General features: G+C 58.1%; 3 protein-coding genes and 3 tRNA genes. All 6 read left to right on the top strand.

The genetic code is table 11. The features are described 5' to 3' along the window. Positions 1-352: ATP-dependent Clp protease proteolytic subunit (locus tag Q0O05_RS11330; protein ID WP_293663113.1), on the top strand; the 352-nt coding region annotated here is incomplete at its 5' end. 102 nt (positions 353-454) lie between these two features. Then, positions 455-1,720, top strand: a complete 1,266-nt coding sequence (gene clpX, locus Q0O05_RS11325; protein WP_293663111.1) for an ATP-dependent Clp protease ATP-binding subunit ClpX — start codon at positions 455-457, stop codon at positions 1,718-1,720. Between the two features lie 114 nt (positions 1,721-1,834). Next, on the top strand, positions 1,835-4,270 hold the full coding sequence (lon, locus tag Q0O05_RS11320; protein WP_293663110.1) for an endopeptidase La: 2,436 nt from the start codon (positions 1,835-1,837) through the stop codon (positions 4,268-4,270). 81 nt (positions 4,271-4,351) lie between these two features. Then, positions 4,352-4,427 (top strand) — tRNA-Gly (locus Q0O05_RS11315). Positions 4,428-4,496: 69 nt separating this feature from the next. Next, positions 4,497-4,570: transfer RNA gene (locus tag Q0O05_RS11310), tRNA-Cys, on the top strand. Between the two features lie 104 nt (positions 4,571-4,674). Then, positions 4,675-4,767, top strand: a tRNA-Leu gene (locus Q0O05_RS11305). Positions 4,768-4,823 lie beyond the last annotated feature (56 nt).

Genomic DNA, 4,823 nt, shown 5'->3' with positions numbered 1-4,823 from the left:
TGACACCATGAACTTCATCAAGCCCGATGTGTCCACGCTGTGCATCGGTATGGCGGCAAGCATGGGCGCGTTCCTGCTGGCGGCGGGTGCCAAGGGCAAGCGCTTTTGCCTGCCCAATTCCAAGGTCATGATTCACCAGCCGCTGGGCGGGACCCAGGGTCAGGCCACAGAAATCGAAATCCACGCCCGCGAAATCCTCAAGACCCGCGAGCAGCTCAACAAGATCCTCGCCGAGCGCACCGGCCAGCCGCTCGAGAAAATCGAGCGCGACACGGAGCGCGATTACTACCTGTCGGCCGACGAGTCCAAGGACTACGGTTTGGTCGACCAGGTGATAGCCAAACGCCCTTGAGCTTGAAGGGCTCCGAGCCCGCGTAAACGGTGCCCATCCGCCGGACGGGCACCGTTTTCATTTGGTTATCATTGCTTAAATTAGCGAGAGAGGCAGTCATCCATGGCCGAGAAAAAAGGCTCATCCAGCGAAAAAACCCTGTACTGCTCTTTCTGCGGTAAGAGCCAGCATGAGGTCAAGAAGCTCATCGCGGGCCCCTCGGTCTTTGTGTGCGACGAGTGCATCGACCTGTGCAACGAAATCATTCGCGATGAGTTGCCCGCCACCACCGAAAACAAAGACGACCGCGGCGACCTGCCTACGCCCGCCGACATCAAGGCGAATCTGGACAACTACGTCATCGGGCAGGAGCCCGCCAAGCGCACCTTGGCGGTTGCGGTGTACAACCACTACAAACGGCTCAAGCACAAAGAGAACGCCAAGAAAGACGACGTAGAACTCGCCAAAAGCAACATCCTGCTGATCGGCCCCACCGGTTCGGGTAAGACCCTGTTGGCGCAAACGTTGGCCCGCATGCTGGACGTCCCCTTTGTGATGGCCGATGCCACCACCCTGACAGAAGCCGGCTATGTGGGTGAAGATGTCGAAAACATCGTCTTGAAGTTGTTGCAAAGCTGCAATTACGAGGTGGAGCGAGCCCAGCGTGGCATCGTCTACATCGACGAAATCGACAAAATCTCCCGCAAGTCAGACAACCCCTCCATCACCCGCGATGTGTCGGGCGAGGGGGTGCAACAGGCGCTGCTCAAGCTGATTGAAGGCACCATGGCCAGCGTGCCACCGCAGGGCGGGCGTAAGCACCCCAACCAAGACTTTGTGCAGATTGACACCACAAACATCCTGTTCATCTGCGGCGGTGCGTTTGCCGGGCTTGAGAAGGTCATTGAGAACCGTACCGAGTCCTCCGGCATCGGCTTTGGCGCAGCGGTAAAGAGCAAGCAACAGCGCGCCCTGACCGAGGTGTTCAAGGAAGTGGAGCCCGAAGATCTGATCAAGTTCGGTCTGATTCCCGAACTCGTAGGCCGCATGCCCGTGGTTGCCACTTTGGCCGAGCTCACCGAAGACGCGCTGGTGAAAATTCTCACCGAGCCCAAGAATGCCTTGGTCAAGCAATATGCGAAGTTACTCGCCATGGAAGGCGCAGAGCTGGAAATCCGCCCTGCTGCCCTGAAAGCCATTGCCAAGCGGGCGCTGGCCCGCAAGACCGGGGCACGCGGATTGCGCTCCATCCTCGAGCAGTCTCTGATCGACACGATGTACGAGTTGCCCAACGCAACCAATGTAGAAAAAGTGGTGGTGGATGAATCCACCATCGAAGAAAACAAAGCCCCCTTGCTCGTTTATCGCGAGTCCGCCAAGCAGGCCTAGGCTGCATGCCCCGCAAGACTCCGATAAGGGGTGTCTTTGGGGGCGTTCAACCCGCTTGGCCTTGTAAACGGGGCTTTACAGTCCATATGTCACAGGTAACGTAAAGGTTTCTCAATGTCCGGCCATATTCCCTTGCCTGCAGTCCCCCTTGAGTTGCCATTGCTGCCGCTGCGCGACGTGGTGGTCTTCCCCCACATGGTGATCCCGCTTTTCGTGGGCCGACCCAAGAGCATCAAGGCTTTGGAAGCCGCCATGGAGGCCGAGCGCCGTATCATGCTGGTGGCGCAAAAGGCTGCCGCCAAAGACGACCCCGTCGTCTCTGACATGTTTGATGTGGGCTGTGTGTCCACCATCCTGCAAATGCTCAAGCTGCCTGATGGCACCGTCAAGGTGCTGGTCGAGGGGCATCAACGTGCCGCGGTCAACGCGATTGTTGAGGGCGAATCCCACTTCACCGCCAACGTCACGCCCATCGAAGTCTCTGCAGATGCGGCTGACCTGAGCCGCAAAGTCGGGAGCGAAGTCGAGGCCCTGCGGCGTGCGGTGATGCAGCAGTTTGACCAATACGTCAAGCTCAACAAAAAGATTCCACCCGAAATCCTCACCTCGATCTCCAGCATTGATGACGCCGGCCGCCTGGCCGACACCATAGCCGCGCACCTGCCCTTAAAGCTAGATAGCAAGCAAACCATTCTCAGCCTGCCTTTGGTGAAAGACCGGCTGGAAAACCTGTTTGAACAGATTGAGCATGAGGTCGACATCCTCAACGTCGACAAAAAAATCCGCGGCCGCGTAAAGCGCCAGATGGAAAAGAACCAGCGCGACTTTTATTTGAATGAGCAGGTTAAGGCCATTCAGAAAGAGTTGGGCGAGGGCGAAGACGGCGCCGACATTGAAGAGATCGAAAAGAAGATCAAGTCCGCCAAGATGCCCAAAGAAGCGCTGAAGAAGGCTGAGGCCGAGCTCAAGAAGCTCAAGCTGATGTCGCCCATGTCGGCCGAAGCCACCGTGGTGCGCAACTACATCGAAGTGCTGACCGGCCTGCCGTGGAGCGCCAAGACCAAGATCAAGCACGATCTGGTGAACGCCGAAAACGTGTTGAACCAAGACCACTACGGGCTGGACAAGGTGAAAGACCGCATCCTGGAATATCTCGCGGTGCAGCAGCGGGTGGACAAAGTGAAGGCGCCCATTTTGTGTCTGGTCGGGCCACCCGGCGTGGGTAAAACATCGCTGGGTCAAAGCATTGCCAAGGCCACCGGTCGCAAGTACGTGCGCATGGCGCTGGGCGGTATGCGGGACGAAGCAGAAATCCGCGGCCACCGTCGAACCTACATCGGCGCGATGCCGGGCAAGGTCTTGCAAAGCTTGTCCAAGGTTGGCACGCGCAACCCCTTGTTCCTGCTCGATGAGATCGATAAGCTTGGCACCGATTTCCGCGGCGACCCCAGCAGCGCCTTGCTCGAGGTGCTGGACCCGGAGCAAAACAACAAGTTCGGCGACCACTATGTCGAGGTCGATTACGACCTGAGCGACGTTATGTTTGTGGCGACCTCCAACTCCATGAACATCCCGCCGGCCTTGCTGGACCGGATGGAGGTCATCCGCCTCTCGGGCTACACCGAGGACGAAAAAACCAATATCGCCACCACCTATCTGTTGCCCAAGCAGATGAAAAACAACGGCATCAAGGATGCGGAGCTGTCGGTGGCTGAAGACGCCATCCGCGACATCGTGCGCTACTACACCCGCGAAGCCGGTGTACGGTCTCTGGAGCGCGAGCTCTCCAAAATCTGCCGCAAGGTGGTCAAGGGCTTGCTGCTCAAGAAAATGCTGCCCCAAGTGGTGGTGAATGCAGACAACTTGAACGATTACCTGGGCGTGCGCCGCTATACCTATGGGCGTGCGGAGCAGCAAAATCAGGTGGGTCAGGTGGTCGGCTTGGCGTGGACCGAGGTGGGTGGCGATCTGCTCACCATTGAGGCTGCAGTGACCCCAGGCAAAGGCGTCATCACACGCACCGGCTCCCTGGGCGATGTGATGAAAGAGTCGGTGGAAGCTGCCCGCACCGTGGTGCGCAGCCGCGCCCGCCGTCTGGGCATCAAGGATGAAACCTTTGACAAGAAGGACATCCATATTCACGTGCCCGATGGTGCCACCCCCAAAGACGGCCCCAGCGCGGGTGCCGCCATGACGACCGCGTTTGTTTCCGCGCTGACCGGCATTCCTGTGCGTGGCGATGTGGCGATGACCGGCGAAATCACCTTGCGCGGCGAGGTGACCGAAATCGGCGGCCTGAAAGAGAAGCTGTTGGCCGCGTTGCGTGGAGGTATCAAGACGGTGCTCATCCCAGAGCAGAACGCGAAGGACCTGCAAGACATTCCAGAGAACGTCAAAAACGGACTCGAGATCGTGCCCGTGCGCTGGATCGATAAGGTCCTCGAATTGGCTCTGGAGTCTTTGCCCGTGCCCTTGCCCGACGACGAGGCACCAGCTGCAGAGGTGCCGGCGGCTGTGGCAGACGCAGCAGCCCCCGCCGTCAAGCACTGAGCTAGCAAAGAGCCGGCACGCAAAAAATGGGGAGCAGGTCACCACGCCTGAAATTTGACGCTATAATTTAAGGCTTGAAACGCGGGAATAGCTCAGTTGGTAGAGCGCAACCTTGCCAAGGTTGAGGTCGAGAGTTCGAGACTCTTTTCCCGCTCCAGTTCCAAAAAGGGAAGCCCAAGCTTCCCTTTTTTATTATTCGGCCCCACGGCTGAAGAGTGACGACTTTGGCGCGGTAGCAAAGCGGTTATGCCCCGGATTGCAAATCCGGTTAGTCCGGTTCGACTCCGGACCGCGCCTCCATCAATTTCCCTGAAAGTTCATCAGTCCGAGTCGGATGTGCAGGAGCCGTTTTCAGGCTCGCTCGAGGGCAGTTGCTGTGCGTTCAGGTGTAAGATTCCTGCAGCGCCCGAGTGGTGAAATAGGTAGACACATCGGACTTAAAATCCGCCGCTTCGTGAATAACGGGCGTACCGGTTCGATTCCGGTCTCGGGCACCACAGGATACTGAAACAGCGCTTCAATCAGCGCTGATTTGGATCATCACGTAGGACTG

The sequence above is a fragment of the Rhodoferax sp. OV413 genome (assembly GCF_945881795.1).
Lineage (GTDB): Bacteria > Pseudomonadota > Gammaproteobacteria > Burkholderiales > Burkholderiaceae_C > Allorhodoferax.
Note: the sequence above shows the minus strand (reverse complement) of the source record. Positions and strands in the feature narration are given on the sequence as shown.